We start from the raw sequence: 26,999 nt of genomic DNA on the forward strand, positions 1-26,999 counted from the left end.
CCCCTTTGACAGGGCGTTCCCCCCACTAAGCGTGATGGCGCGCATACGTTAGGTGATTTCCTGCTCTTGACACCAATGAAATTACACGCGTGTCGTACCCAAGGCGTCAAGCTGGAATCTGCTAGACGGCTCAAATTGACACTTGCACGAGTGCGTGCAAGAAGCGGTTTTTCACCCACCCTGATCGGGAGAAGATAGGACATCTCGCTCCGCGACGCATGGGGCGGTTGTTACCGGTGCGATCATGGTCACCGCTTCCGGGACGCACTCGCCGGAAATGGGCCGAGAAAATGTCATCCGGGCATGCGACGCTCCCCTCCCCCGTTCGTCGGGGCGAAATCCTCCGGTGCAGGTGCCAACTCCCGGTTGTGTCCGTTCGGTTCCCTGTGATGAGTCCCGATGGGTCCCGAATGATGCCCCTCACACCGATCGGATCGACAGTGCACGGCCGTATCCCCGCAATCCCCGACCGACAGGTGCGCCCCTGCACTGATGGCCCCACCCCCGATGCGGTTGGGTGCTCCCGAACCGCGATGCGAAAAGCAGTCTGAAAGGATCAAGCCATGCGCATCACGGCTTTGGCCGGTGGGGTCGGCGGCGCACGATTCCTCCGTGGCCTTCTGCACCATCTCGACTCCCTCCCGACCGGCCCGGACGGCCCGCACGAGGTCACGGTGATCGGCAACACCGCCGACGACGTCACCCTGCACGGCCTGCGGATCTGCCCCGACCTCGACACCGTCATGTACACGCTGGGCGGCGGGATCCACCCGGAACAGGGCTGGGGCCGGGCCGGCGAGACCTTCGGCGTGGCCGCCGAACTGGCCGCCTACGGGGCCGAACCGCAGTGGTTCACGCTCGGCGACCGGGACATCGCCACCCACCTCGTGCGCACCCGCATGCTCGGTCTGGGCTACCCGCTGTCCGCGGTCACCGAGGCGCTGTGCGCCCGCTGGCAGCCGGGGGTCCGGCTGCTGCCGATGAGTGACGACCCGATCGAGACCCACGTGGTGATCGACGATCCGGAGGGCGAGGCGCACGCCGACGGCACGCCCGCGGTGAAGGCGGTGCACTTCCAGGAGTGGTGGGTCCGGCTGCACGCCGCCGCCCCGGCCCGGCAGATCCTCGCGGTCGGCATCGACCAGGCCAAGCCGGCCCCGGGGGTGCTCGAGGCGATCGCCGACGCCGACGTGGTGCTGCTGCCGCCGAGCAATCCGGTGGTCTCGATCGGCACGATCCTGGCGGTGCCCGGTATCCGCGACGCGATCCGCGCGACCAAGGCGCCGGTGGTCGGGGTGTCGCCGATCATCGGGGGCGCTCCGGTGCGCGGGATGGCCGATGCCTGCCTGAGTGCGATCGGGGTGGAGACGTCGGCGGCGGCGGTGGCCGACCTGTACTCCGACTTCCTCGGTGGCTGGCTGGTGGCGCCGGGTGATGCCGGCAGCACGATGCCTGAAGGTGTTGCCCTGCGCGCGGTGCCGTTGCTGATGAGTGATGTGGAGGCGACCGCCGCGATCGCTGCGGCCGCTCTCGACCTGGCCACCCAGCTGGGATGAGCCGTCCGGTCGCCCCTGACCGGCGCGATCCGGACGAGGAGAGGCAACGATGAACGGTGAGCTGAGGGTCGTTCCGCTGCCCGGCATCGGTGAGGTGTCGGCCGGGGACGACGTGGCGGCTCTGATCCTGGCCGCCGCGGGGACGGTGCTGCAGGACGGCGACGTGCTCGTCGTCTCCAGCAAGATCGTCTCCAAGGCCGAGGGGCGCACGGTCGGGGCGCAGGACCGCGACGAGCAGATCACCGCTCAGTCGCGGCGCCTGGTCGCGGCCCGACGTACTCCAGGTGGGCTCGCCCGCATCGTCGAGGCCGCGGCTGGCCCGGTCATGGCGGCGGCGGGGGTAGACAACTCCAACGTCGCGCCGGGCACAGTGCTGCTCCTGCCGGTCGACTCGGATGCCTCCGCCCGCGCTCTGCGTTCAGCCTTGGCCGCCGACACCGGGCTCCGTCTGGGCGTGATCGTCTCCGACACTGCCGGTCGGGCCTGGCGCGATGGGCAGACCGACTTCGCCTTGGGCTGCGCCGGCCTCTCCCCCACCGAAGATCTGCGGGGTAAGAACGACACGCACGGGCAGCGCATGGAGGTGACGATCCGCGCGGTGGCCGACGAGTTGGCTGGGGCTGCGGATCTGGTGAAGGGCAAGCTCAGTGGCGTCCCCGTGGCTCTGGTGCGGGGGTACGGCGATTTCGTTCTACCAAAGGACGAGGACGGGCCGGGTGCCGCTGCATTGTTGCGTCCCGCTGCATCGGACTGGTTTCGGTACGGCCAGGTCGAGGCTGTGCGCTGGGCGCTCGGGGTAGATCCGGAATTGGTCGAGGCGCCTACGGCACCTCCCGGGCCGGTGCTGGACCGACTGCTGCGGGCAGTGGAGGTCGCCCTTGCGGCGCCGTCCCCGTTGCCGGGAGTGGCTGCGCCGGTGTGCGTGGTGAATGTGGAAGAAGCCGGGCTCTTCGTGGTGCCCGAACTTCCGGCCGACCCCGTTGCGCTCGGCGCACTGGCTCAGCGTCTCTCCGCCGCCGCCTGGTCGGAAGACCTGACGGTGACGATCACGTTGGAGCCCCGCGGGCTTCGCCTGCTACCTGGGTAGGTGCGTGGGCAGCGTCATGCGGGGTGCTCGGCGAGGCCGCTGAACGGCGTCCAGTTCCAGCAGCTTCTGCACCCGATAGCGCTGCCCTCGGTAGCACTCGATCACCTCGGCGCAGCCGGCATCGTCCATGACGGTGCCGGTCAGAGCCCAGGAGACGTTGCGGGACACGTGATAGTCGGCCCAGGAGAACGCGTCCGGGTCTCCGTGGGACCGCTGCCGGATCTCAGCCGCCGTCCAGATCCCGATCCCCGGCACGGTCCGCAGCCGTCGGGCGGCCTCGTCGTGCGACAGGCCCACGGTTTCTTCCAGCCGGCCGGCCACCTGTGCAGCGTTGAGCACCGCACGGCGGCGAGCTTCGTCTACCCCGGCCTTCAGCCATACCCACGAAGGGATCTGCCGCCAGGTCGCTGCATCCGGCGGAACGTACATACCTGACGCCTCGGACGTGGGGCCGGGCGCTGGCTCACCGAATTTCAGCACCAGAATGCGCCAGGCCCGACGCGCCTCCAGGCCGGTGACCCGTTGCTCCAGGGCGGCCGGGACCAGTGCCTCGAAGACCGCCCGGCTGCGCGGGACCCGATACCCCGGGCGGGAGCGCCAGGCCTGCACCAGCTTGGTGTGCTCGGGCCGGGGCACGAACCCCGACGGATCGTCCGCTTCCCCCAGCAGTTCCGGCACTCCGTCGAGCACCCAGTCTGCCCCCGGGCCCCAGGCCGTGGCCTCTACCTCGCCCGCGCTCGCCCGGGCGACCAGCCGCAGGAGCGCCGGGCCGTCTGGCGTACGGGTGGCGCGCCAGATCGGCGCGCCGGCCTGGGTACGGAAGCAGGGGTCGGAACCGCCCCGACGCAGGCCTGAGAGCGTCTGGTGGATGGAAATCGGTGTCCCCGGCCGCCAGACCCGGCTCGCCGACTGCACGGAACTGCTCTTGACGCTGTTGGTCTGGCCGCTCTTGGCGCCGTTGACTTTGGGCTCAGCTGTGTAAGCCCCGGCCAGGCCCGACACCTGAGTGGGCAGAACACGGCTCATCGCCCGGCGCCCCCGGCTCGGGCCACCGCCCGGACGACTACGACCGACCGAGCCGGCCGGGGCCTGCCGGGAGAAGTCGCCGCTGGAGTTCACAGGCCCAGCATGCCCTGCCAATCTGCGCCAGCGGAGGCAACCACGCGGATTGGCGGAGCCGACCCCGACATCTATCAGTGACAGATTGGTCGCAATCGGTCAGGTGATGGGACCAATGTGACGCGGGTTACTCGGGGCGACGGGGAGGCGGACTGGGTAGGTCGAGCTGACCGGTCGAGGGCCGGACTGGGTAGGTCGAGCTGCCCGGTCGAGGGCGGGCCGCAGGTAGGTCGAGCTGCCCGGTCGCGGGCGGGCCGCAGGTGGGTCGATCAGGGGTGAGCGGCCGACTGGTGCCGCCGGGCCGCCAGGATCCCCGCGCCCGCCGCGACCAGGTCGACCAGGGTGAACAGCACCCGCGACACCAGGACCACCACGACCACCTTGCCGTGGCTGTCCAGCACCTGCGCGAGCACCGCCGCCAGCGCCACCTCGCGAGCGCCGGCCCCGGCCGGAGCGATGATGATGACGAAGCCGACCGCCCAGGCCAGGGCGTAGCCGCCGATCAGCAGGATCGCGGTGGAGAGCGTGGCGTCGGCGCCCAGCGGCACACTCAGCGCGAACACCTGCAGGCCCGCGCCGATCCAGGAACCGATGGCCCAGAGCGTGGCGGTCAGGGTGCCCCGGCCGGAGGTGCGCTCGGGCAGGCCCTCTTTGCTGACGATGCGCAGGGCCCGGTCGACCAGGCGGCCCATGACGGCGGGGTGCAGCACCACGGCCAGGGGGACGACCAGGAGCACGGCCCAGCCGAAGCCGTCGGGCAGGGCCTCGGGGGCGAACGGCACGGCGATCAGCACCACGAGCAGCGCGCTGAGCACCGACAGGAGCATGCCCACGACGGTGGCGGTGGCGGTGCGGCGGCGGGGCACGTGATGGTCGCGGCCCAGCTCGGTCTGCATGACCACCGGCCACACGCTGCCCGGCAGGTATTTGCCGAGCTGGCCGACGAAGAAGATGCGGGCGGCCACCGGCAGTTTCAGGGGGGAGCCGAGGTCGGCCAGGTTGGTGCGCCAGACCATGCCGGCCAGGGCCACGTTGACCATGGTGGCCAACGCGGCGAGCACCAGCCAGCCCGGGCTGAGCTGGCTGATCGCGTCGGTGACCTGCTCGCGCTGGGAGAGCACGGCCCAGGCGGCCAGGGCCACCAGGAGCAGGCCGAAGGAGATGCGGAACCAGCGCGTGCGGCTGAGCTCACTGGCCTGACCGGCGACGGAGCCGAGCCGGGCGACGAGGGCCTTGCTGCCTGACCCCGAAGACGGGGCCGCCTCGTCAGCCGAGGCCGCGGAAGCCGGTGAACCGCTCGCGGGACCCTGCCCCGTCTGCCCCGTCTGCCCCGGGCCGCCGGCCTCGCCCGGCTGCGAAACCTCACCCGGCTCCGGCGCCCCGGCGCCCACCCGCGGGCCCGACCCGAAATCCTGGTCGGGCTTGCGTGGGTCGCCGGCCACCGGGCTCACCGCCGGGACTCGACGGAAGTCACTCCGGTGAGCGCCTCGACGTAGCGGGCCCAGGGCCCGGCCAGGTCGATGTCGGGCAGGCCGGCCCGCAACCGGTCCAGCTCACCCGGGGCGGCGAGCCGCTTCAGCGCGGCGACCAGGGCGGGCACGTCGCCCGGGGGGACCAGCAGGCCGTCCACCCCGTCCCGCACGTCTTCGCCGAAGGTACCGACGCTGGTGGCCAGCACGGGCAGGCCGTGGGCGTGCCCGAGCAGCACGTTCTGCGAGGCGGTGGCGTGCCGGTAGGGCAGGGCGAGCACATCGTGCGCGGCCAGCAGCGGCGGGACGTCGATGCCGGCCACGTAGCCGGGCTGCAGGTCGACCCGCCCGGCCAGCCCCGGGTCACCGGCCAGCTCGCGCACCCGCTCACCGGCCTGACCCCACTGCTCACCGGCCACCGTGACGGTGACCTCGGGCACGCCCTTGGTCGCCTCGAGCAGCAGGTCGTAGCCCTTGTACTCACGCACCATGCCGAGCGTGAGCACACGCAGCGGATCGCCCTCGGCGCGCGGTTCGCGGGTGGCCGCCAGGTGCCGGCCGGCCGGGTCGGGCAGGCCGCCGGGCAGGTGCGGGGCGAGCGGCACGGTGACCACCGGACGCCGGTCGAGGCCGAGTTCGTGGGCCAGGCGCGCCTGTTCGGCCGAGTGCACGACGATGCCGTCGACCGAGCGCAGCATCTGCCGGATCAGCATCTCGCCGCCCGGGTGCGTCTCGTGCGGCACCACGTTGTGGGCGATGGCCACGATGCGCGGCCGGGGCGAGCCGACCTTGAGCCCCCGCGAGGCCACCCGGATCGAGCGGACCAGGGTGAGCAGCGAGGGCACCTGGATCGGCACCACCACCACGACGATGACCAGGTCGACCTCGCGCAGGGCCTTGCCGGTGCTCCACCAGGTGTTCGGCCGGTCCCACCGCAGCGGGCGGACGGTGTCGGGGTAGGGCGGCAGGTCGGGGCCGCCGTCGGGCACGGCCTGCTCACCCGGGTAGAGCGCGTGCGGGTACAGCCGCGACCACGACACCAGCTGGACGTCGTGCCCGGCGGCCGAGAGGGCGTGCGCGGTCTGCGTGGTGTGCGCCGCCACGCCGCCCTTGAACGGGTGCGAGGGGCCCACGACCGCGATGCGCAGGCCGCCCGGGTTCACGTTCGACGCGCTTCCGTTCGAGACGAGAGAACTGGTCATCAGTAACGCCACCCCCGGCAACCGCGCCGCGCCGACCGGAAGAACAGGTAGCGGCAGGTGCGGGAGTCGCGCGTGGAGCGCGGGCCGACGAGCCGGGGCGCCGTGCAGCGCGCTGAACGGGGCGCCACGCCTCAGCCCTCGTGCACGCCGGGATCGAGCGCGCTGTCGCCCCGCGAGCGGACGATCAGGTCGGCCAGCAGGCCCATGCTGGCGATCAGCAGACCGGCCATGACCAGCAGCATGGTGTTGGCCGGGAAGTAGAACGGGTGCCGGACCATGTCGACGATCCCCTTCACGAACCCGATCGCCAGCAGCCACAGGGCCAGCGGCATGAGCACCTTGAGCGGGTCGAAGTACATGATCATCCGCAGCACCTGGAGGATGTAGCGGTAGGCGTCGCGGACGAAGTGGAACTTCGAGGTGCCGGCCCGCTTCGCGTAGTCGATCTCGACGTAGCGGATGTCGTGCTGGTTCTGCAGGAACGACAGCGTGATCGTGGTGACGCAGGAGAACCCGGGCGGCAGCAGGCGCAGGTAGGGCAGCGAGACCGAGCGCCGGAACGCCCGCAGACCCGAGTTCAGGTCGGGGATCTTCTGGTTGCTCAGCCGCTCGGCGATCTTGCGGATCAGCCACTTCGCCGGCACGCGCAGCCACTTGTGCGTGCCCTCCTCGGTGAGGCGGGCACCGACCACCTGGTCGTAGCTCGGGTCGGTGAGCAGGATCTGGACCAGCTCGGGGATGCGCTCGTTGGGGTACGTCATGTCGGCATCGGTCCACACGACGATGTCGCCGCGGGCCCGCAGGGTGCCGATGCGCCGGGCCGTGCCCGAACCGCCGTTGCGGCGGAACGCCAGCACCTGCACGCTCGGCATCCGGGTGGCGGCCTCACGCAGCACCGCCAGGGTGTTGTCGGTGCTCGCATCGTCGATCGCGAGCACCTCGTAGGGCAGACCGGAAGCGTCCATCGCGGCGGTGATGCGCTCGAGCTCGGCGAGCACGTGGTCCTGCTCGTTGTAGCAGGGCAGCACGATGGTGGCGGTCACCCCACCGGGCTCGGGCGCGACCGGCTGCCCGATCGGCTGGGGAGACGTCGGGGACTCGGGGGCCACGGGCGAAGCACTCATCGGGGGTGAGATTACCGGCTGCCGGAGGACGTTCCGGACGATGCCCGGGTCCCTGTGGATAACGGTTGGGGCAGAATCGCCCGTTGAGCCCTCTCAGGTGACGTTCGAGGCATCGGCCAGCCACACGTCGATATCGAGCCGTTCCTCACCGTCCGGCACCCGGGTGAGATAGCGCTGGTCCTCGTTCGACACCAGGTCCACCACCTGCTCGGAGGTCAGTCCGAGGGCGTCGATCACGGCCTCGCCCTGCTCGGTCGCGGCCAGCAGCACCGGGGTGTTCCCGGCCTCGGCGATCCGCCGCACGATCGGCCGGGCCGAGTCGGCCACGGTCTGCGTGTCCTCGATGTCGACGACCCGCAGCGAGGCCGCCGGCCGGTCGCAGAAACCGCGCACCACCTGCGGCCACTCGTTCGCCGCACGGTTGTCCAGGGCGACCACCACGGCATCGGCGGGCAGTTCGGCACACACCTTCTCGGCCGCCGCGACCTGCCCCTTCTCGGTGCGCTGCCCGGCCACCGGCTGAGTGGCCAGCCAGGGCGGCAGCAGCATGATCACCACGGCCACGGCCACCACCCCGGTGAGGGCGGTCGCCGTCCAGCGGCGCAGGGCCCGGCGGGACAGCCAGGCCATGGCCACGACAGCCGCGATCACCAGCGCCGGGATGACCACCGGGACCATCCGGCGGTCGGCCCACGGGTGGTCGGGGGTGATGCTGGGCCGGTACACCGACAGCACCAGGCTGCCGAACGCGACAACAGCCGGGCCGAGCCAGACCGGAACCCCGGAACGACCGATGGACGATCGGCCCGGCGACTGCGGCACCGGCACCCGGTCGGTGGCGGGCTCACCATCGGCTGTTTCGGTCGCCGTGGCCGACACCGGTTTAGCCGAGCCAGGACCACCCGACCCGACCGCACCCGTCCTCTGGTTCGGCATCGAAGCCAGCCACCAGCGCCCGGTGGCCGCCGCCAGGAAGGTGAACGTCACCCAGGCCGCCACCAGCATCACCGGGCCCAGGTACCAGCTGAGCCAGTTCAGGCTGTGCTCGGCGTACGTGCGGCCGCCGTCGACGGTCAGGCCCTGCACCGCCTGCAACGCCGCGACCACCCGGGAACCGGGGTCGTTCGGGTCCTGCCGGGTGATCATCCACAGCGGGCGGCTGGCCAGCAGCACGCCGAGCAGCGCCACAGCCCCGCCCAACAGCCACGGCCAGCGCTCCGGCCACACTCCGCTGGTCAGCTTCTGCCCCAGCGCCGACGTCTTCCCCTCACGTCGGCGCGCGATCTGCACCGCAGCCAAGCTGCCCAACCCGAGCACCACCCCACCCGCGATCAGTGGGACCAAACTGCCGGCGATCGTCCCTAGGTAAGGACGCGACAGCCAGACCGCCGGAATCACCGCGACGGCCGTGCCTCCGAGCGCCCCGACCACCAGCGGACGGGAGACCGGATGCTTGCGCAGGGCGAGCACCGCGGCTACCGGCAGCAGCATCGAGACCTCGCGCAGGGCGTCTACCCGGAACAGCCCAGCGAGCCCGAAGGTGAGCCCGGCGGCCAGGCCCAGCAGGCGGGCGTGCCGGTCGTCCAGCTGGTTCCCGGCCTTCACGGCATCCACCAGCAGCGCCGCCGCAACGGCGACGAACAGCAGGGCGATCGGTTCGGAGTAGGTAGAGCGGGCGGCGTGCAGCACCGGCTGGGCCAGGGCGAGCGAGGCCGTGGCGAGCACCGCCCAACGGGCCCCCACCAGCCGGGTGACCAGCCCGGCGAACCCCAGCAGGCTCAGCGCGGAGAAGATCGCCGGCATCACCAGCACCCCGCCCCAGCCGTTCACCCACCAGCCCAGCGAGTAGACCGCCGGAGCGCCGAGCAGGAACTGCGGAACGATGTCGACCGTGGTGCCCGCAGCCCCCGCGCTGCCGTGCACCACCTGGTAGTACGCCGGGCTGGAGAGCCGGAAGGCCGGCTCGGTCAGCGCGCCGCTACCCCCGAACGCCTCCAGCCAAGAGGGGATCGGCAGGCCATGCCGCGTGGAGATCCACTGCGTGTAGAGCGCGTACGAGCCGGCATCTCGCCGGAGCACCACGTGCTCGGCATGGGTAAGCGCGGCCCAGACCCCATGGCCGGTGGCAATTGCCAGGACCGCCGGCGCGGCCCAGCGCGGGGCGGTGCTCGCCGGGATCCAGCGCACCAGCCAGACCACTCCGGCGAAACCGGCCAGGGCCAGCGGCACGACGAGCCACGGCCGCCAGCCGCCGAACGGCACCAGCGCGGCCGCCAGCAGACCGACCACCGCCGCGAACCCGGCGGCCAGCGGCCCGGACCGGGCCAGCACCAGGCCGGAGAGCTGCTCACCGCGCAGCCCGGGAAGGGAGTCGGGGGCGGCAGGGGGTTCCGTGCTCGTCCGCTGGCTCACGGCACTCAACTTTCGGTCGTGCGGGCACCGCCGTCGGGGGTGCGGCGGTGTACGGCCAGCGGCTCTACCGGCGTCGGGCGCCAAACCTACGAGACACCTCCCGGTGCGCTCCAATCCCGCCCGTCGAACCCGTGGCGAACTGCCGATGATCAAGCCGCGCGGTGTCCCGTGATCCCCCGGACATGACGGGAGGCGCCGAACGGCACGAGAGCAAGGGTTTCGTATGCGAGGCAACGCGACGATCCATAATCTTTTGTGGCGCTGGCTTTACCGATTGACCGGCAACTCCTCTTGTAACGTCCCCCTCTCCCCGCGAGAGACCTTCTGAGGGCGCCGAGGCAGGCGGTCGGGTCCTGGACATGCAGCCCTCGCTCGGTACCCAACGGCCCCTGGGCTGGGCTGAGCTGAGCCGATCGGGCAGCGACTTCCCCGACATTCCCTAGGCTGACCCCCGTGACTCCCCAAGCCCCGGCGGACATCGCCGCGCTGATGTCGTCCCTGCTCACCGCCGACCCGGCCCGCCCCCGGGTGACCTGGTACGGGCCGAACGCCGAACGGGTCGAGTTCTCTGCCAAGACGCTCGGCAACTGGGTCGCCAAGACGGCGAACCTGCTGGTCAACGAGCTGGACTGCGAACCCGGGTCGACCGTGGCGATCGCCCTGCCGGTGCACTGGCGCAGCGTGTCCTGGCTGCTCGCGGCCTGGGCGGTGGGGGCGCACGTGGTGGTGTTCGACGAGAACCTCGGCCCGGCCCGCACCGATCTGACGTTCGACGTGCTGGTCACCGACCGCCCGACCGCCCCGCCGGAAGGCAGCACCCAGGCCGAACTGGTCGTGGTGGCGCTGCCGTCGCTGGCCACGCGCTGGACCGGCGACGTTCCCCCCGGGGCGATCGACGCGGCGGCCGAGATCAGGCTGCAGGGAGACGTGTTCACTCCCTACGCCACGGCCGGCCCCGAAGCGCCGGCGCTGACCGTGGGGGAACTGACCGTGCGCTACGGGGATCTGCTGGTGCAGGCGAACACGGCGGCGGGCGAGCCGGGGATGCGCCTGCTGACCGGAGCGGGCCCCTCCCGGGCGATCGAGGCCTACCTGGCGCCGTTGGTGGCCGGGGGCTCCGTGGTGCTGCACCACGATCTGGCGAACCTGAGCAACGAGGAACGCGAACACCTGGCCGCACAGGAGCAGGTCACCGTCACCGACCTGGGGCCCTCCCTCTAGAACTCCAAACTGAGGACGGGTCGTCCCCGACCAAGTCGGGGACGACCCGTCCTCAATTGCTGAAGCCCTTACCCGAACACGAAGCCGGGCGAGCGCAGGCCCAGCCGGTAGCGCACGTCGGCCCCGGTGAACGTCTTGGTCACCTTCTTGCCGTCGATCTTCCCGGTGACCTTCACCCCGGCCAGCCGCGAGGCCTTGCCCCGGCCGGCCACCGACCACGAGCTCACCGAGTCGAACCCGAGCTTCTTGGCGAACACCTTCCGGGTCATCCCGACGCTCCAGTTGCGGTACGGGTTGTCGGAGGCGGCGTCCCACCGGCTGTCGTCGACCGGCTTCAGGTAGCTGATCTCGTAGTTGCCCCAGACATACTCGCGGTTCTCGGTGTAGCCACCCATCGACGAGGAGTACAGCGCCTCAATGGTGCGGCCGGAACCGTCCACGATCACCTGGTCACCGGTGGCGATCACGGCCTTGCGCCAGTTGCCGCCGTAGCGGGCGTCGACCGACTCCACGTCCCAGCCCTTGTAGACCTGGTCGGAGGTGGTCGTACTGAGCACGTAGGCCCCGGCCGAGCTGCTGTACTTCGAGCTGAGGAAGGTGCGCGCGGCCACGGTCTGGGCCTTCAGCGCCTCCAGCGGCCAGGCCACCGGCACCTCACCCAGACCCATCAGGTACTTCTGCACCGCGCTCTGCCCGTCCGAGGCAGTGATCGTCTCGGTGACCTTGATGCCGGAGTCGGACCCCACGTAGCGCGCGGTGTCGTAACGGGTGGAAAGGGCCGAGGACCCGCCGTAGGGGTAGACGTTGACCACCTTGCCGGTGTGCGCGGCCGACATGACCCCGGCGTTGGGCACGAACATCCGCCGCTTGCCGGTGTGGTCGAACAGAGCGATGCCGGGCCGGCTGTTGATCGTCTTCCGGCCGACCGTCCAGGTGGTCCCCCGGGGCTGCACCACGCTACGGACGCTGCTGGACCAGCGCACGGTGCCGGTCTCGGCCTCCAGCCGGGAGGTCTTCGCCCCCGAGGCCAGGTTCAGGACCACCGGCGCGTTCAGGTCCTTCTTCACCATCGAGGCGTCGTGGTAGTAGATCTTGAGAATGGTCTTGTAGTCGCACCCCAGACGGGCAGCACCCTGGGCGCCGTACTGGCTCATGCCCATGCCGTGGCCCCAGCCGTGGCCGTAGATCTTGACCTCACCCTCCGGCACGGAAGCCTTACCGAGCTTGCCGCCCGAAGACGAAGGGCACTTGCCCTGGGCGCCGATCTCGGTGGGCGTGGAGGCGGCCACCGCGGCGGACGAGGTCGCCATGACGGCCAGTGCAGTTCCCAGGACGGTCAGTGTGATCGAGCGGGGACGGCGCATCGGGTGGGGCTCCCTCGGGTTGTGGACACAAGGGTGGCCGGGCTGATTCGTCTCAGCCGGCCACGAGGGGTCCATCGGCCGCATCCGTGCACGGGTGAGGGGTCGCCCCCGGCGCCCATCGTCCGGAGTAACCCCGAGGAGACGTAGGCAAAGTCCACGAACCAGCCGCATTCCGGCCCCCGCAGCACGCCGCCCGTCCCCTGTAGAGAGCAGTCCACCACTCTCCTGGCGCTTCTCTCGACTCCTCGGAGCTACCTTTGCCGATCTTGAGCCCAACGGAACGGGTGATGCGGAACTGTGGGTGAGCGATCTACCCACCATCACCGCACATACCCGAGGACATCCACCCGAACTCCGGTGTTCCCCGCGTTGTTGAACAAGGTGATGGCCCCCGCCGTACCGATCGGCACCAGCACCTGGTTGGAACGCGTGGCTCCCTTGGCCACCCTCAGAGCGGCGGCATTCGTGGCTGAGCGCCCCCAGGGGTAGGCCCCCAGCGCGGTACTGGAGGCGGGCTTGTCGGCAGTCAGGCTGATCAGCACCCCCGAGGCGGTGCTGGGTACGGCCGTCTGGCTACCGGTGACGGTCACCTTTTTCGGCGTCTGGTGCTTCAGCGTGGCGCTGGTGAGCAGGACCGGCTTTACCGCCGTGAACTGACCCGCCACCTGGCTGGTGATCACACCCCGTACGTCGAGCACCGCATTGGTGGGCGAACCGGAGTTCCTCAGCAACAGCTGACCGTTCACGACCGGGACGATCGCGAGATTGTCGATCGTCTCGCCCTTGCGGTAGTACAGCGTGGGCAGGTCGCCCGGACCGGCGGTCAGCGTTCCCGCGCCCGAGGGCCCGATCGCCGAGACATCAACCAGAACCGCACTGACAGTGGACGAGTCAACGCCCCCGACGGTGGCCGGGAGGACGACGGTGCGGGGCTGGCTTTCGGTCAGCAGGCCTCCCTCGGCGCGGCTGTCGAAGACCCGGGTGCCCTCCACGGCCTGGACCTGGCCGGCCTCGGGCACCTCGTCGGTGTAGTAGCCGACGATGTCGGCATCGAGCTCGGTCACCCCCTGGGCGTTCCCCACGCTGATCGAGCCGTCCGCGCCGACCCGGGTGGTGACCAGCACGGAACGGGTCACACCGGCAGGCACGGTGGCCACCGGACGGGCCGAGGGACGACCGGTCGGGTAGGCGGTCAGCGTGGTCTCGGCGGTGGCGCAGGAGGCGGTCAGGTTCAGCACCACCGAGGTGACGCCGCTGACCGGAACTCCGGCCCGGCCGAGAACGGGGATGCGCGCGTATCCGTTCGGGCCCACCCCGATGTTCAGGCCGGCGCGGGAGTCGTACAGCCGGGCCGGGGTCACCGGCACGTAGCCGCCGGCACCGTTCGAGGGTTCGGTCATCGGCTGGGCCGCCTGCTTGGGCGGAAGCACGAGAACGGTTTTCGTCACCGGCCGAGCCTTACCGGCACTGGACGACGAGGTGAGGGTGAGCGTGTAGTTGCCGGGACGGGCCGGCGTGCCGTCGGCCAGACGCCCGTTCCAGGTGGCCCGGATCTCCTTACCAGCCGCCGCCTTCCCCGAAAGGCGCGCCACTCGTCCACCATTACAAGGAGCCGTCACGTCGAGCTGCCAGCTCTGCGCTCGCAACGCCCGTGCCGTGACGGTCAGCGCACTGCCGCGTGGTGCGGTGCTTTTCGGCGTGCTCGGGTTGACCAGCGCGGCCTGCATGAGCTTCGTCGCCTTGGAACGGATCTCGTCCATGTACGAGTACAGGTACTTGCCCGGGCAGGCGGTGTGCCCGGTGTTCCGGTGCCCCATGATCACCGGGAAGGTCACCGACTTGCCCGAGGCATAACGCGAGGTGCCGCCCCCGGCCGAGACCAGCGTGGCCTTCCCCTTCGGATCACGGTGGTACTGCTGCAGTTTCCAGGCGAAGACCTTGGCCACGGCATTGACCGCAGCCGCGCTCGGGCGCGCGGTGTCGTAGTTGCCGATCATCGACACCCCGAACGTGTTCGTGTTGAAACCGCCCGCATGAGCGCCGGTCACGGCCCGCTCCAGACCTCCGCCCCGGCCTTCCCAGATCCGGCCGAACTTGTCCACGAGCACGTTGTAGCCGATGTCGCACCAGCCGCGGGACAGGTGATAGGCGTAGTCGCCGCGCAGGATCGAGGGCACCTGCGAGGCGGAGTAGCGGTTGGAACCGGCGGTGTGGTGCAGCACCCCGGCCTTGATCGTGGAAGTGAGCTCCGGGGGGCAGTTCAGCTTCGATTCGTCGGCCCCCCACTGCGCCCGGCGCAGGATGGTCGGCTCGGCCGCCTGGGCTGCACCGTAGGCACTGGTGGCGGCGATCGCGTCGTAGGCCGACGAGCCGGGGTCGACGAGTTCGAGCTTGAGGTCGGAAGGAAGCTCTCCGGAGGCCACCTCGATCCGGGCCTGCACACCCTCACTCGGACCGACGTACAGCGGATCAGTGCCGCCTCGCACGTTCTGCTTCGCCACCGCATCGTCACCGACGTCGTTGTGCAGGGCCTGCCAGCCACCCCAGACGCCGCTCTGCAGCGTGCGCACCGAGATCCGGAGGTTCTCGGCCGTGACGTCACGCCCCGGCCAGGTCACCCCCACGGTCTGGAAGTCGTCGGTGGACAGCTGCCGGGTGAGGATCGCCGGCTTCCCGGCTGCGGACGAGATACCTCGTCCCAGATCGATCTTGACGATGGACGGCTCGACCGCCCTGGGCTCGTCGGCCGTTGCGGCGGAGCTCGCCGCCGTCAGGCCGGTGAGCAGGGGCGCGACGGTGAGGCAGGACAAGAGGAAAACGGGCGCTTTACGCATGCTTGGAGTGACCCCAGACCACAGAAATTACGTTCAGTTCCACGCTAGATACTCAACGTAATTTCACTGGGGCGTGGCCATCCCCCGTCCGCCCGATGCCACCTGGTGATGGCAGCAACGGCGATCGGCCGGTCGGCCGAATCAGCTCTTCACAGGTTTCCGCAGCACCAGCAGGAAGTAGTCCCGGCGCAGATCGGCCCGCGGGTACCGGCCCAGCACGTCCTCGAACCGGGTGTAGAAGTCCTCGTCGATCGGCGTCTCGGTGAAGGCCCGGTGCGCGATCTCGAAACCGAGCTGATCGGCGTAGAACTCGTAGTGCAGCCAGCTCAGCCGGTTCACCCAGGCGTGCCCGATCGGCCGTCGCCCGCAGGCCACGTCCCACTCCCGCACCACCGCATCGGTGAAAAGCAGGTGCGGCCAAGGGAAGTAGATGTCGCGATAGCGGTGCGAGGCCTGCGGCCCGGCGTGCAGATTGGCCCGGATCCAGGCCATTCCACCCGGTTTCAGCAGATCGTAGGTGGCCTTGAGCATCGCGTAGGGGTGGGTGACGTGTTCCCACACGGTGAAGCTGATCACCCGGTCGAAGCTGTTCGCCGGGTACGGGCTCTGCACGGCCAGGTCGGCACACTCGAAATGCACCTTCTCACCGGCCAACTGGTCCCAGGGGCGGTAGTGCGTGACATCCACCCCGTGCGCGTCGCAGTCCAGGTTGTGCGCCAGTGCCCAGACCTCGAACCCGTTGCCGCAGCCGATCTCCAGTGTGCGCTGCCCGGTCAGGCCGACCATGTCGTGCACCCAGCGCACCCGTCGCTTCGCCGACTCGGCCAGCGCGGTGTCGCTGTACGAGGGCGGGCTGGGCACCAGCCGCCGGTCCTTGTACTCCTCGTTCAGCTGCTCCAGCAGAGCGATGTCGTAGACCTGCCCGCCGCCCTCACCCGTCTCGTACAGGCTGCGCACCTTGTGGCCGGATCCGGTGATGCCCTGAGGTAGTTGCCATTCCAGGCTCTCGGGCAAACTGGGGACGTTTGCCAGCCCAGTCGGTCGGCGCACCATCGGGCTGGGGTCGGCTTTCAGGACACGGGAGACCGGTCTGCGGCCCAGCACCAGGTCGCGGGTGGCGAGGGCGGCGCGGATCGCCGCCTCGTCCCGCGGCTCGGGCAGGCGCTTCAACGTGTTGAGAACGCTACGGCGCAGGTTCATCGGGCCGCCAGCCAGTCGAGGATCACCTGGGCAATGCGTGGGCCGGCCGCGCCGTCCCACAGCGGGGGCCGCTGCTCCGGCGGTGCCGGTCGCGGCCGGGCCGGCTCTGCGAGCACCTCGTCCAGGGCCGTCAGCACCCCGTCGACACCCACCAGGCGGTTGGTGCCGTGCGTGATGGTCACCGGGCGTTCGGTGTTGGGCCGCATGGTCAGGCAGGGCACGCCGAGCACGCTGGTCTCCTCCTGCACTCCCCCGGAGTCGGTCAGCACCGCGGCCGCCCCGCGCACCAGGCCCAGAAAACCGGTATAGGGCAACGAATCGAGCAACCGAACACCTGAGGACGAGTCCAGGCCCGCCTTCTGCAGTCCGGCCCGCCCGCGCGGGTGCAGCGGGATCACCAGCGGCATCCGCTCGGCCGCCTTGTGCAGCACGGAGACCAGTTCGCCGGCTGCCTCCGGCTCGTCCACGTTCGCGGGCCGGTGCAGGGTGGCCACCAGATAGCTCTCCGGCAGACCGAACTCGGCCCGGGCGGCGGCCGGGTCGAACCGGTCGAGGTGTCTGAGCAGGGTGTCGATCATCGGGTTGCCCACAAAATGGATCCGCCCGGCCGGTACCCCTTCCCGGGCCAGGTGCCCCACCGCGTCGGCGCTGGTGACCAGCAGCAGGTCGGAGAGCTGGTCGGTGACCCGGCGGTTCACCTCTTCCGGCATGCTCAGGTCGAAGCTGCGCAGCCCGGCCTCCACGTGCGCCACCGGGATCTGCAGCTTGGCCGCGACCAGGGCGGCGGCGAGGGTGGAGTTGATGTCGCCGTAGACCACCACCAGGTCGGGCCGTCGCTCGGTGAAGACCTGCTCCAGGCCGATCATCACCGCGGCGGTCTGCTGGGCGTGGCTGCCGGAGCCCGCGCCCAGGTTCAGGTCCGGCTCGGGCAGGTCGAGCTCGTCGAAGAAGACCCGGCTGAGCCGATCGTCGTAGTGCTGGCCGGTGTGCACGAGCACCTGCTCGGCCCGGCCGCGCAACGCCGCCAGAACCGGCGCCGCCTTGGGGAAGTTGGGCCGTGCGCCGGTGACGTGGACGATCCGGCTCATCGGGCCGCCCCCGGCGGGATCCCGGCCGCGATCCCGGCCACCACCTCGGTCTGGACCGAGAGTTCGGCGGCCGGGGCGGTTTCCGGAACCACCCCGGTATCGGCCCAGGAGCGCATGTCGGCGGCGAACCGTTCGCTGATCAGCGTGCGGTCGATCCGGCGGCCGGCCGCCGCCGCAGCCCGGTCCAGCGCGGCCAGATCAGCGTCCAGGCAACGGAAGACGGCATCGGTCAGCGCCTCCACCCCGTCGGGCGGATACACCAGGGCCGCCCCGCCGTCGACCACCGGCAGCGAGCCCGAGTTCGACGGGAGCAGCACCGGACGGCCGAAACTCAGGGCCAGGGCGAGCACTCCGGAGTTCAGCGAGCGCCGGTAGGGCAAGGCGACCAGGTCGGCCGCGCGCATCAGCACCTGGATGTCCGTGTCCGGCACCTGGGCCGGGAGCAGCCGCACGGCCGGATGGGCGGCCGCCGCCGTCACGAACTCCTTGGTCTCGGGTGCCTCGTCGGGCCGGCCCGCCACGATCAGCACGACCTCACCAGGCCGCGCCCGGGAGACCCGGTCCACCGCCTCGAGCAGGTCGGCAATGCCTTTGTAGGGCTTGACCGCACCGGTCAGCAGCAGGGCCACCGCCGCGTCGGGGATACGCAGGCGGCGCCGCGCCTCCACCCGGCTGATCCAGTCCGGATACACCCCCTGATAGCCGGGATGATCGCACTGGTAGAGCTTCTCGCGGGGCAGGGCGAACCAGTCCTCCACCGCCTCGACCGTGCGTGAACTCATCACGTGCACCAGGTCGGCCCGCTGCACCACCTGCTCGCGCAGCCGCACCTCCTGGGCCTCGAACCGGGCGTCGTGCGGCAGCACGTTGTGCACCGTCCAGACCAGCTTCGCGCCCCGGGCGAGGAGCTTGTCGAGCATCTCGCCGTGCCGGCCCACCGCCTCGTCGGCCGTCCGGTCGTCGGCGGCCCGGGCCAGCACCTGGTTCAGCCAGTGCAGGTGCACCACCAGCGGCACGTCACCCGGCCAGTTGCGGGTGGTGGTGAGCAGGTCGGCGGCCCGGAAAGTGGGCGCGGCGACCAGGTTCTGCGCGCCGAACCGGCTGTAGAGCACGCTCTGGAACGGGTTGCCGGTGTAGTACGGGGTGAACGGCCAGACCACCGGCTCGGGGCCCTCGACCGGCATCCGGGCCAGGGCCGAGAACGTCTCGGCGGCCCAGCCCTCGGTGCTCTGGTCGCGCCCGGGCATCGAGATCAGCATCAGCGGGCCCTCTCGGCGTAACGTTCTACGGCGAAGCGGTACACGGCGTCGAACGCCTTGCCGTTCCCGGCCCAGGTGCGCTCGCGGCGCACCCAGTCGGCCGCCTCGGTCACCTTCTTGGCCAGTTCCTGGGGGTGTCCGGCCAGATCCGCGACCACCGCGGCCAGCGAGTCCGCGTCGCCCGCGGTGAAAACACTCGCCCGGGAGAGCCCTTCGCCGGCGATCTCGACCAGCGCAGGAAGATCGCTGACCAGGACCGGGACCTCCATCGCCATCGCCTCGAACGGTTTCATCGGCGAGACCATCCGCCCGGCCCGTTCCGGCACCCGGGGCACCACGAACAGGTCGATCTGCGCGTACCAGTCGGGCACCTCGTCGAACGGCACCGAACCGGCGAACACCGCGGCCGGCCCCAGCCCGAGTTCTTTGGCCTGCTGCTCCAGTTCGGCCCGCCGACGCCCTTCGCCGACCAGCAGCACGCTGACCGCCAGGCCCTGGGCGCGTAGCTTCGCCGCGGCTGCGAGCAGCACCTCCTGACCTTCGCGGAAGTGGTCGAGGTTGCTGATGTAGCCGAGCACGAAGGTTCCGTCCAGGCCGAGCCGCGAGCGCAGTTCCGCCGAGCGCGGGCGGGGCCGGAACCGGTCCAGGTCGACCGCGTTGGGAATGACGAAGACCTTGTCCTCGGCCACCCCGTGACCGTGCACGATCTCCTCGCGCATCGGCCCGCTCAGGGTGACCACCGCGTCGGCCGCCCGCATCGCCCGGGTCTCGGCCGCGAACCGGCGCCGGTAGTACTCGGCGTGCTCGGCGTAGCGCTCGTCGGCGGTCCAGGTGGTCTCGAAGAACGAGCGCACCTCGTAGATCCACGGCAGCCCGGCCCAGTCGGACAGCGCCTGCCCGACCACCCCGAGGTCGTAGCCACGGTGGCCGGACCCGGCGTGCAGCACCTCGGGCCGCACCCGGGCCATCTGCCGGGCGAACGTGGTGGTGGTCAGCTGCACGTACTCCTCCCAGGTCACCGCCGAGAGCTGGCCGGCCCCGGGCATGACGTGGTGGTACTCGATGTCGTCGACCCACGAGGTGGGTGCGACCGCCTCGTCCTCGTCGGCCGCCGCGGGGAAGCCGGGCAGGGTGACCGCGACCGGCTCCCGCCCGGCGCCGCGGACCGCCAGGAGGGTCTCGTGGGTGCGGGTGCAGTAGCCGTTGTTGCGGTGCGGCATCGACTCCTTGGCGAGGTAGAGCACCCGGCCCGGCACCGGGGTCGGGAGCCGAGCGGGGCGGGCGCCGGGCACGCTGGGCCGCCAGGCCGCGTCGGTCTCCACCAGCCGGCCCTGCACCGCCCGCTGCAGCCGGACGTTCTTGCTGCTGGGAGCGGCCATGGCCAGCCGGGAGGCCTCGGCCACCGCGTCGGACAGCTGACCGGTGCGGGCCAGAACCTGCGAGCGCAGCCGGGCCACCCGCATGTCCATCGGGCTGCGCCGGGCCGCGTCCTGCAGCAGCCGCAGCGCGTCGTCGTGCCGGCGCTCCTTGTCCCGCCGCACCGCCGCCGCGGTCTCCGCGTAGGTGATCGCGATCCGGGCGGCCCGGCGGCTGCCCTTGGGTACGGACCTGACCTGACGCCTGAGCTTGCGCCGCCAGCGGGCGAGCGCTCCCATCCCCGGACCTCTCCTCGAACGAACGATGACCGCCGACCCGTCCGATGCGGACAGTGACTGGATGCACCGGCTCTGCGACCGCCCAGTCTGCCGTATGTTGAACCCCACCACGGTTACCGAGGGTCCACCCCTCCGAACGGCCGAGGTGGCAGAACCGAGACAGCAGCCGGTGACAAGGCTCTGAGATGCAGATGAGGACGGCGACCTCACTCGATGCGTAGCGGACCGCCCACGGTGGTGCTGGCCACCACCAACGGCAAGGGCATGGGGCACCTGTCCCGCCAACTGGCGCTGGCCCTGGCCTCGCTCGGCGGGATGGACCCGGTGATCTTCTCGCTGTCCTCAGCGGTCACCGTGGTCAACCAGTACGGCATGCGCGCCGAGTGGGCCCCCAGCTCACTGCGCAAGCAGGTGCCCCGCCGGCACTGGGACGCGTACCTGGCCGAGCGGATCACCGCGCTGGTCACCGAGACCAACGCCAGCGCGTTCGTGTTCGACGGGGTCTACCCCTACGACGGGGTGCTGCGGGCGCTGCGCCGGATGCCCGACGTGCCGTTCATCTGGAGCCGCCGGGCGATGTGGCAGAAGGGCGTCGGCGCCCGGGCCCTGCGCTACCGCCGGCTGTTCGCCGCCGTGCTCGAGCCCGGCGACCTGGCCGCGGCCGGTGACGTCGGCCGCACCGTCTACCTGGAGGACGCGCGCCGGGTCGGCCCGATCACCCTGGTCGGTCAGGTGCCCCAGCTCAGCCGCGAGCAGGCGGTGGCCGACCTGGGGCTCGACCCCGACCGGCCGCGTCTGCTGCTCACCCTGGGCAGCAGCAAGCGCAGCGACCTGTACGCCGCCTACACGCGCACGGTCGAGCAGTTCAGCGCAGCCGGCTGGCAGGTGGTGGTCACCTCCTCGCCGTTGCGCGGGCGGGCCGCCACCGCCGCCGGGCCCAAGCAGATCTCGGTGTTCCCGCTGGTGCGCTACATGAAGGCGTTCGACGCGGCGGTCTCGGCCAGCGGCTACAACGCCGTGCACGAGCTGCTCTACTCGGCCGTGCCCACACTGCTGGTGCCCAACGCCGACGCGGTCACCGACGACCAGCGCACCCGGGCCCGGATCGTGGCCAACACCGGCCTGGCCCTGTCGGCCGACCCGGACCGGCCGCGCGAGTTCGACGCCGCCCTGACCCGTCTGCTCGACGAGCGGGTGCGCAGCCGGCTGACCGCCTCCTGCCTCGACCTCGACCCGCCCACCGGCGCCACCGAGGCCGCCCGCGCAGTGATCGGCCTGGCCGCGGTCGGGGTGCCCAGCGGCGAGCGGATGGAGGCCGCCTCACTGCACGCCCAGCGTTTCGCCCGGCGCACGGTGGGCCGGGTGCTGCCGCCCGCGCTGGCCAACACCCTGGGCCGCCCGCCCCGCCTCACCCGGCCCGGCGACCTGCGCGGCCCGCTGACGGTCAGCCCGGTGCTGGCTCCCGGTCTGCAGGGGGTGCCCCAGATCAGCCGCGAGGAGCTGCTGGTCACCGACGCCCTCACCCCCGGCCTGTTCGACGGTCGCTATGTGGAGCACCTGCTGCCCGGGGCGAGCGACGACTACGTGAAGGCCCGGGCCGAGATCGCCGCCCGCTACTACCGCCTCAACGGCCGCCCGAACGCCGAGACGATTGCCGAAATCCGGACTAAGAGTGACGAAAGGGACTGGTCGGCCCTGGGCTGGCCCGCCGTGTGACCTGCTCCTGAGCAGGCATTGATTACATGCCGCCCCACCAATGCGCACAGCGTGTCACAATTCAGTCCGGGCGCCCCGGACTGAATCCGGGCGGGCAGCATCGGGGAATGTCGGGATCAGACCTTCCACCTCGAGCCGAGCGCCCGAACACGCGGCCGGCGGGCGGAAGGACCCTGAACAGATGTCGCACGACACCCCGACAGGGCCCGACGCACCCGACCTCGTGGTGGTCGGGCTCGGCTACGTCGGCCTGCCCCTGGCCCAGGAGGCCTGCCGCAGCGGCCTCCAGGTGGCCGGGCTGGACCTCGACGTGGCGGTGGTCGAGCACCTGAACTCGGGCCGCTCGCACGTCGACGACCTGTCCGACGCCGACATCGCCGCCATGCGCCAGGCCGGGTTCAGCGCCCACACCGACGCCTCGGTGGTGGCCGGCGCCCGCACCGTGGTGATCTGCGTACCCACCCCGCTGTCCGAGGACGGCGGCCCCGACCTGCGCATGGTGCTGGCCGCCACCGCCTCGGTGGCCGCCTTCGTGCAGCGCGACACCCTGGTCGTGCTGGAGTCCACCACCTACCCGGGCACCACCGACGAACTGCTGCGCCCGATGCTCGAGGAGGGCGGCCTGAAGGTCGGCCAGGACCTGTTCCTGGCCTACTCCCCCGAGCGGATCGACCCGGGCAACGACCGCTGGGGCTTCCGTAACACCCCCAAGGTGATCGGCGGCACCACCGGTGCCTGCACCGACCGGGCGGCGGCGTTCTACCGCAAGATCGTCGACGAGGTGATCACCGCCCGCGGCACCCGCGAGGCGGAGATGTCCAAGCTGCTCGAGAACACCTACCGGCACGTCAACATCGCCCTGGTCAACGAGATGACCCGGTTCTGCCACGAGCTGGGCATCGACCTGTGGGACGTGATCCGCTGCGCCGCCACCAAACCCTTCGGCTTCCAGGCCTTCTACCCGGGCCCGGGGGTGGGCGGGCACTGCATCCCGATCGACCCGAACTACCTCTCCTACCGGGTCCGGGCCGCGCTGGGCTACCCGTTCCGGTTCGTCGAACTGGCCCAGGAGATCAACCACGCGATGCCGGGCTACGTGGTGCAGCGGGTCCAGGACCGGCTGAACGACGTGGCCAAGCCGCTGCGCGGGTCCCGGGTGCTGCTGCTCGGAGTCACCTACAAGGCCGACATCTCCGACCAGCGCGAGTCGCCCGCGGTGCCGATTGCGATCCGATTGCAATCCGCGGGGGCCGACATCGCGTTCCATGACCCGTTCGTGACCGACTGGGCACTCAGCGGTGATCCGGTCCGGTCGCCGGGTGAACCGGTTGGTCACGATTTGGCACCGGAAGGTGAACCGGGCAACCCCGCCACCTCGCACGGGATGCTGCGCTGCGTCCCGGACCTCGCCGGGGCCCTCGGTCTGGCCGACATCGTCGTACTCCTGCAACGCCACTCAAGCTACGATCTCGACGAGATCGCCCGGCTCGCACCACTGGTGCTGGACACCCGCGGCGCCTTCGACAACGCAGCAGACAGTGCAGACAGCGCAACCGTGGAGCGACTTTGACCAGCATCCTGCCGATCCGGCCCGAGACGGGCGCATCGCAGCGGGCGGCAGCAAGCGCGGCCCAGTACGGGCTGGTCCAGCTCGGGGGCCGGCCCCCGCTGGGAAAGTACCTGAGTGAACTGTGGTCACGCCGCCACCTGACCTGGGAGTTCGCCAAGTCGCGCTTCCGGGCCCAGAACGAGGCCAACCGCCTGGGCATGGGCTGGGTGGTGCTGAACCCGCTGATCCAGGCCGGTGTCTACGGCCTGGTGTTCGGCCTGATCATGCCGAACAGCAGCCGCCCGGAGAACTACCCCGCGTTCCTGGTGGTCGGGGTCTTCACCTTCTCCTTCTTCTCCGGCTGCTTCGCCGACGGCGCCAAGTCGCTGATCAGCAACCGGGGCATGGTGCGGGCACTGCACTTCCCACGGGCCGTGCTGCCGCTGGCCACCGTGCTGCAGAAGATGTTCGAGCTGGTCGCCATGGTTGCCGTGATGGCGATCATCGTGATGTTCACCGGTGAGACGCCGGACCTGGACTGGCTGATGATCATTCCGGCCTACGCGCTGATGGCGCTGTTCTGCGGAGGGGTGGCCTTCCTGGCCGCCCGGCTGACCGTGCACATGCGCGACATCACCCAGCTGATCCCGTTCATCACGCGACTGTTCTTCTACATGTCCGGGATCTTCTTCATCATCGGTGAGCGCTTCAAGGACAGGGCCTTCGGGCCGCTGCTGGAGCTGAACCCGCTGAACGTCTACATCAGCCTGATCCGCTACTCGATGCTCGAAGGGCTGCGGGGGGTCGAGAACGGGATCGAGATCACCGCCACCACCTGGGCCCTGGCCGGTGGTTACGGCGTGCTGCTGTTCGTTGTTGGGTTCCTCTTCTTCTGGCAAGCCGAAGGACTGTACGGACGTGACTGAGCCGACCTCTTCCCCGCGCGGTGCGGTTGCCACCGACGTGAACGGGGAAGATCTGGAGAACACCCCTGGGCAGGACGCCCCCCAGCCGGCTGCGGCCGTTCAGGAGGAACTGCCCGCACCGCCCCGACCCCCGGCCAAGAAGGCGGCCAAGAAGGGCGTCGGCCCCTCCGGGCTGAAGAAGATCAAGACCCGGGTCCCGGCCGGTCCGCGCGAGCGGCCCACCGTGATCGTGGACAACCTGCACATCACCTACAAGGTGTATGCCACCGGCAAGGCCGCCAACGGGCGCAACGGCGACAAGAAGGGGCTGCTCTCGCGCACCCCGGGCATCCGCCGGGCCCGTGAGGTGCACGCCGTGCGGGGCATCAGCTTCACCGCCTACGAGGGCGACGCGATCGGCGTGGTCGGCACCAACGGCTCCGGCAAGTCGACCCTGCTGCAGGCCGTCGCCGGGCTGGTCCCGGCCCGCCGCGGCTCGATCTACTCGCTCGGCAACCCCACCCTGCTCGGGGTCGGGGCCGCGCTGATGAACGAGCTGTCCGGCGAGCGCAACGTGATGCTCGGCGGTCTGGCCCTGGGCATGAGCCGGGAAGAGGTCCGGGAGAAGTACGACAGCATCGTCGAGTTCTCCGGCCTCGACCCGGAGTTCCTCGACCTGCCGATGCGTACTTACTCGCAGGGTATGGCCGCCCGGCTGCGGTTCTCGATCGCCGCCTCGGTGTCCCACCAGGTGCTGATGATCGACGAGGCGCTCTCGGTCGGTGACCGGCAGTTCCAGCAGCGTAGTGAGGCGCGGATCCGCGAACTGCGGGAGTCGGCCGGTACGGTCTTCCTGGTCAGCCACGCTCTGCCGGCGATCACCAAGACCTGCAACCGGGTGCTGTGGATCCACAAGGGGAAACTGATCATGGACGGTGGCGTCGACGAGGTCATCGAGGCCTATGTCGAATCGGAGAACGGCCCCGAGTGAAGCGCGCGGGTGGGTGAGAAGGACGTGACCCAGTGGGGGTACCGCCCCGAGCCGGAGGCGGTTGAGGACGAGTCCTCGATGCCGCTGGGCACGTCCCCCTCGCCCGTCCCCGTCAGTGTCCCATTGGCCCCGAAAGCCCCACGCGTCCTGGTGATGACCGTGGTGCACGATCCGGACGACGCCCGCATCCGCTACCGCCAGCTCACCGCTCTGCTGGCCGCCGGCATGCAGGTGACCTACGCGGCACCGTTCGAGGCCTCCCACCGTCGCCCGCCTGAAGGTGTCACCGCGGTGGACCTACCCCGGGCAGCCGGGCGGCAGCGGCTCACCGCCATATCCTCGGCCCGTCGCCTGCTGCACAAGATCGGCCCCGAACACGATCTGGCCCTGCTGCACGACCCGGAACTGCTGCTCGCCGTACCCGGCCTCGACCGCCGTCGTCCCCCCCTGGTGGTCTGGGACGTGCACGAAGACACAGCGGCCGCCCTACGGATGAAGTCCTGGCTCCCCCGCGCGGTACGCCCGCTCACCGGCGCTGCTGTGCGGGCCGCCGAACGATGGGCCGAAGGTCGCTGCTCCCTGCTACTGGCCGAAGAGGGGTACCGAGACAGGTTCCGGCGGGAGCACCCGGTCGTGCCCAACAGCGTCCCTGTGCCGCTGGAGAAGCCACCGCCGCCCCAGGCGGAACGCGTGGTGTACCTCGGCCGGATCACCCGCGCCCGGGGCGCTTTGGAGATGATCGAGCTGGGCCGCCGCCTGGCCGGTGATGTGCGGGTCGAGCTGATCGGCCCGGCCGACGGCGACGTGGCCGGCCTGATCGCCCACGCCCACACCGAGGGCTGGATCGTGCACCACGGCTTCGTGCCCAACCGTCAGGCGCTGGGCCTGCTGCCCGGCTCCCTGGCCGGTCTGGCTCTGCTGCACGACGAGCCCAACTACGCGGTCTCCCGCCCCACCAAGGTGATGGAGTACATGGCCTGCGGGGTACCCGTGGTGACCACGCCCAACGCGGCGGCGGCCGAACTGGTGGGCCACTACCGCACCGGCACGGTGGTGCCCTTCGGTGATGTGGACGCGGCCGAGGCGGCGGTCAGGGCGTTGCGGGGCGACGTCGAGCGGCGCGAGCGCATGGGAGCCCTGGGCTGGTCAGCCGCCCGCGCAGATCTGGACTGGGCCCGGGACGGTCGCCTGTTCGCAGATCTGATCCGGCAGTGGAGTGTCGGCTCCCCCGTCGGCTGATCACCGACA

General features: G+C 70.8%; 19 protein-coding genes. 8 read left to right on the plus strand and 11 right to left on the minus strand.

Annotated elements, in window-relative coordinates; translation table 11 throughout:
* Window positions 1–563: 563 nt before the first annotated feature.
* Both cofD and cofE read left to right on the plus strand, forming a co-directional pair.
* Window positions 564–1,556, plus strand: a complete 993-nt coding sequence (gene cofD, locus LWF15_RS05115) for a 2-phospho-L-lactate transferase (RefSeq protein WP_232809188.1) — start codon at window positions 564–566, stop codon at window positions 1,554–1,556.
* Between the two features lie 49 nt (window positions 1,557–1,605).
* Window positions 1,606–2,643: a coenzyme F420-0:L-glutamate ligase gene (cofE, locus tag LWF15_RS05120; RefSeq protein ID WP_232809189.1), complete on the plus strand. Its 1,038-nt coding sequence runs from the start codon at window positions 1,606–1,608 to the stop codon at window positions 2,641–2,643.
* Here the strand turns inward: cofE and LWF15_RS05125 are convergent.
* The 5 genes from LWF15_RS05125 to LWF15_RS05145 all read right to left on the minus strand — a co-directional run bounded on the left by LWF15_RS05125 (window position 2,632) and on the right by LWF15_RS05145 (window position 9,969).
* Complete coding sequence (locus LWF15_RS05125) at window positions 2,632–3,762, minus strand: DNA-3-methyladenine glycosylase family protein (RefSeq protein WP_232809190.1); 1,131 nt, start codon at window positions 3,760–3,762, stop codon at window positions 2,632–2,634. The genes cofE and LWF15_RS05125 overlap by 12 nt on opposite strands.
* Before the next feature lie 269 nt (window positions 3,763–4,031).
* On the minus strand, window positions 4,032–5,213 hold the full coding sequence (locus LWF15_RS05130; protein ID WP_232809191.1) for a lysylphosphatidylglycerol synthase transmembrane domain-containing protein: 1,182 nt from the start codon (window positions 5,211–5,213) through the stop codon (window positions 4,032–4,034).
* A complete protein-coding gene (locus tag LWF15_RS05135; protein ID WP_232809192.1) occupies window positions 5,210–6,433 on the minus strand; it encodes a glycosyltransferase family 4 protein in 1,224 nt (407 codons plus the stop codon). The genes LWF15_RS05130 and LWF15_RS05135 overlap by 4 nt, the downstream gene beginning before the upstream one ends.
* Before the next feature lie 131 nt (window positions 6,434–6,564).
* On the minus strand, window positions 6,565–7,557 hold the full coding sequence (locus LWF15_RS05140; protein ID WP_232809193.1) for a glycosyltransferase family 2 protein: 993 nt from the start codon (window positions 7,555–7,557) through the stop codon (window positions 6,565–6,567).
* Between the two features lie 93 nt (window positions 7,558–7,650).
* The gene (locus LWF15_RS05145; protein WP_232809194.1) at window positions 7,651–9,969 is read right to left on the minus strand and encodes a hypothetical protein; all 2,319 of its coding nucleotides are present in this window, start codon (window positions 9,967–9,969) and stop codon (window positions 7,651–7,653) included.
* 453 nt (window positions 9,970–10,422) lie between these two features.
* On the opposite strand from LWF15_RS05145, the gene LWF15_RS05150 reads away from it, so the two are divergent.
* Complete coding sequence (locus LWF15_RS05150; RefSeq protein WP_232809195.1) at window positions 10,423–11,190, plus strand: TIGR03089 family protein; 768 nt, start codon at window positions 10,423–10,425, stop codon at window positions 11,188–11,190.
* 68 nt (window positions 11,191–11,258) lie between these two features.
* Here the strand turns inward: LWF15_RS05150 and LWF15_RS05155 are convergent, their stop codons facing one another.
* The 6 genes from LWF15_RS05155 to LWF15_RS05180 form a co-directional block, all read right to left on the minus strand.
* The gene (locus LWF15_RS05155; RefSeq protein ID WP_232809196.1) at window positions 11,259–12,554 is read right to left on the minus strand and encodes a SpoIID/LytB domain-containing protein; all 1,296 of its coding nucleotides are present in this window, start codon (window positions 12,552–12,554) and stop codon (window positions 11,259–11,261) included.
* A gap of 320 nt (window positions 12,555–12,874) precedes the next feature.
* Window positions 12,875–15,388, minus strand: coding sequence for an N-acetylmuramoyl-L-alanine amidase (locus tag LWF15_RS05160; protein ID WP_232809197.1), 2,514 nt, complete (start codon window positions 15,386–15,388; stop codon window positions 12,875–12,877).
* A 141-nt stretch (window positions 15,389–15,529) separates the two neighbouring features.
* Window positions 15,530–16,588 (minus strand): class I SAM-dependent methyltransferase, encoded by a 1,059-nt coding sequence (locus LWF15_RS05165; protein WP_232809198.1) that lies wholly within the window; start codon window positions 16,586–16,588, stop codon window positions 15,530–15,532.
* Entirely contained in the window at window positions 16,585–17,676 is a 1,092-nt protein-coding gene (gene wecB / locus LWF15_RS05170; RefSeq protein WP_232809199.1) for a non-hydrolyzing UDP-N-acetylglucosamine 2-epimerase, read from the minus strand. Before wecB ends, LWF15_RS05165 begins: the two co-directional genes overlap by 4 nt.
* A complete protein-coding gene (locus LWF15_RS05175; protein WP_232809200.1) occupies window positions 17,673–18,935 on the minus strand; it encodes a glycosyltransferase in 1,263 nt (420 codons plus the stop codon). The genes wecB and LWF15_RS05175 overlap by 4 nt, the downstream gene beginning before the upstream one ends.
* Window positions 18,935–20,590, minus strand: a complete 1,656-nt coding sequence (locus tag LWF15_RS05180; RefSeq protein WP_232809201.1) for a glycosyltransferase family 4 protein — start codon at window positions 20,588–20,590, stop codon at window positions 18,935–18,937. Before LWF15_RS05180 ends, LWF15_RS05175 begins: the two co-directional genes overlap by 1 nt.
* A 213-nt stretch (window positions 20,591–20,803) precedes the next feature.
* Between LWF15_RS05180 and LWF15_RS05185 the strand changes: the two genes are divergently transcribed.
* The 5 genes from LWF15_RS05185 (at window position 20,804) to LWF15_RS37310 (ending at window position 26,990) form a co-directional block, all read left to right on the plus strand.
* Complete coding sequence (locus LWF15_RS05185) at window positions 20,804–22,306, plus strand: glycosyltransferase (protein WP_232809202.1); 1,503 nt, start codon at window positions 20,804–20,806, stop codon at window positions 22,304–22,306.
* A gap of 181 nt (window positions 22,307–22,487) precedes the next feature.
* A complete protein-coding gene (locus LWF15_RS05190) occupies window positions 22,488–23,876 on the plus strand; it encodes a nucleotide sugar dehydrogenase (protein ID WP_232809203.1) in 1,389 nt (462 codons plus the stop codon).
* Complete coding sequence (locus LWF15_RS05195) at window positions 23,873–24,781, plus strand: ABC transporter permease (protein WP_232809204.1); 909 nt, start codon at window positions 23,873–23,875, stop codon at window positions 24,779–24,781. Before LWF15_RS05190 ends, LWF15_RS05195 begins: the two co-directional genes overlap by 4 nt.
* Window positions 24,774–25,751, plus strand: coding sequence for an ABC transporter ATP-binding protein (locus tag LWF15_RS05200; protein ID WP_232809205.1), 978 nt, complete (start codon window positions 24,774–24,776; stop codon window positions 25,749–25,751). The genes LWF15_RS05195 and LWF15_RS05200 overlap by 8 nt, the downstream gene beginning before the upstream one ends.
* A gap of 24 nt (window positions 25,752–25,775) precedes the next feature.
* Entirely contained in the window at window positions 25,776–26,990 is a 1,215-nt protein-coding gene (locus tag LWF15_RS37310) for a glycosyltransferase family 4 protein (RefSeq protein ID WP_232809206.1), read from the plus strand.
* Window positions 26,991–26,999: the final 9 nt, after the last annotated feature.

The organism is Kineosporia rhizophila (genome assembly GCF_021277265.1).
Classification (GTDB): Bacteria; Actinomycetota; Actinomycetes; order Actinomycetales; family Kineosporiaceae; genus Kineosporia; species Kineosporia rhizophila.